This window comes from Pseudomonas sp. P5_B2 (assembly GCF_056400445.1).
On the sequence record NZ_JBFULH010000839.1, the window covers coordinates 1 to 1,521 of the forward strand.

Genomic DNA, 1,521 nt, shown 5'->3' on the forward strand with positions numbered 1-1,521 from the left:
GCACTGACTCGGCACTGACTATGTCCAGGTAAGCGGTAATTTGGCGGCCTTCGATGGCGTGGGTTGTGGTGGTGATCATGGGAATTCCTTTTTCATTAACAGTGGTTCAAGGCAACTTGGATAGAAATGCGGCCAACGCATCAAACGCCGGCAACGTCACCGGATCATTCGCCGAATTACTCGCAACCGGGTGCGAGGCGTAGCGCACAATCACCATCTCGGCTTTCGGATCGACGTAGATGCGCTGACCATGAACACCACGCGCCATGAATGCCCCGCCCTCCTTGTTCGTGACCCACCACATCGAGCGGTAACTCCAACCCTTCAACAAGTCATAACCGGCCTTGGCAAAAACCTGTTTGTCGCTGCCACGGCGGATGTCATCAACAACAGTTTTGGGCACGATCTGCTGACCGTTGAGCCGGCCATCATTGCGCAGCATCTCGCCAAATCGGGCGAGGTCACGCAGGCCAGTGTTCAAGCCTCCGCCGGCAAACGGCGTGCCGATGGAGTCCACGGTAAAATAGGCATCTTGCTCGGCGCCCAGGCGACTCCAGATGCGCTCCGACAATAACTGCGCAACGTTACGGCCAGTCGCTCGAGCGATGATCCAGCCGAGGACATCGGTGTTGACGGTCTTGTAGCCAAACGCGCTTCCGTGTTCGCCTTGCAGTTGAACGGTCTGCAAAAACGCGTAGTAACTTCGCGGCCCGGTGTAGTCCTTTGGCTTGGGCAATGGGCTACCTGCCTTTGCGTGCGCCCAAACCTCGGCGTTCGGGTCGGCATAGTCTTCGCTGTATTTAAGCGCCGTCGTCATATCGAGGACCTGACGCACCGTGGCACTGCCGAACGCAGAAGCCGCCAGTTCGGGAACGTAATCGACGACAGGCTTGTTCGCATCGATCCGCCCTTCTGCCACCAACATCGCGCCGAGTGTACCGACCACGGATTTGGTCACCGACATCGCCGCGTGCTGACCTTCGGGTTTCAGTACGCCGAAGTAGCGCTCATAAACAACCTTGCCCCTGTGCATCACCACAATCCCGTCGGTGTAAGTGGCCGCGAGGGACTGATCCCAGGTCATCGACTGCGTTGCGCCGAGCGGCGTGAAGTTGATGGCGTCGATATCGTTGCGCAGCGCGGACACCAATGGAACCGGGGCGCCAAGGCCTCGTGAAACGTTGATCGTGGGCATGAGCTGACGGAAGTTCGAGACACTCCAGCGCATCGCCGGGAATTGGAAGTAGCTGCCGTCTTCGAAGCGCACGGTGCGATCGGCGGGAGGTGGCGAACCGACCATCCAGCCTAGTTTGGTGGGGTCGCTGGCTTCGGCGTCCGGGAATGTTGTTGCGGTGGCGAGTGATGACAGGGCGCACGCCAATACCGCAACGATGGACATGACATTGCGGCGATGAGCAGTGCGAGGGTGAGGCATGGTGTCGATTCCGTTCGAGGGGGCCGGTAGTCTAACAGGTGGGTGGGGAGGCCGAAGGCTGGGCTTTTCGAGCGAAGAGGTCATAC

1 protein-coding gene is annotated in these 1,521 nt (G+C 59.1%); it reads right to left on the reverse strand.

The genetic code is table 11. The features are described 5' to 3' along the window. Positions 1 to 106: 106 nt before the first annotated feature. Positions 107 to 1,399 carry a serine hydrolase domain-containing protein gene (locus tag AC1DRJ_RS27300; RefSeq protein ID WP_477804887.1) on the reverse strand — a complete coding sequence of 431 codons (1,293 nt, stop codon included), beginning with the start codon at positions 1,397 to 1,399 and terminating at the stop codon, positions 107 to 109. Positions 1,400 to 1,521 lie beyond the last annotated feature (122 nt).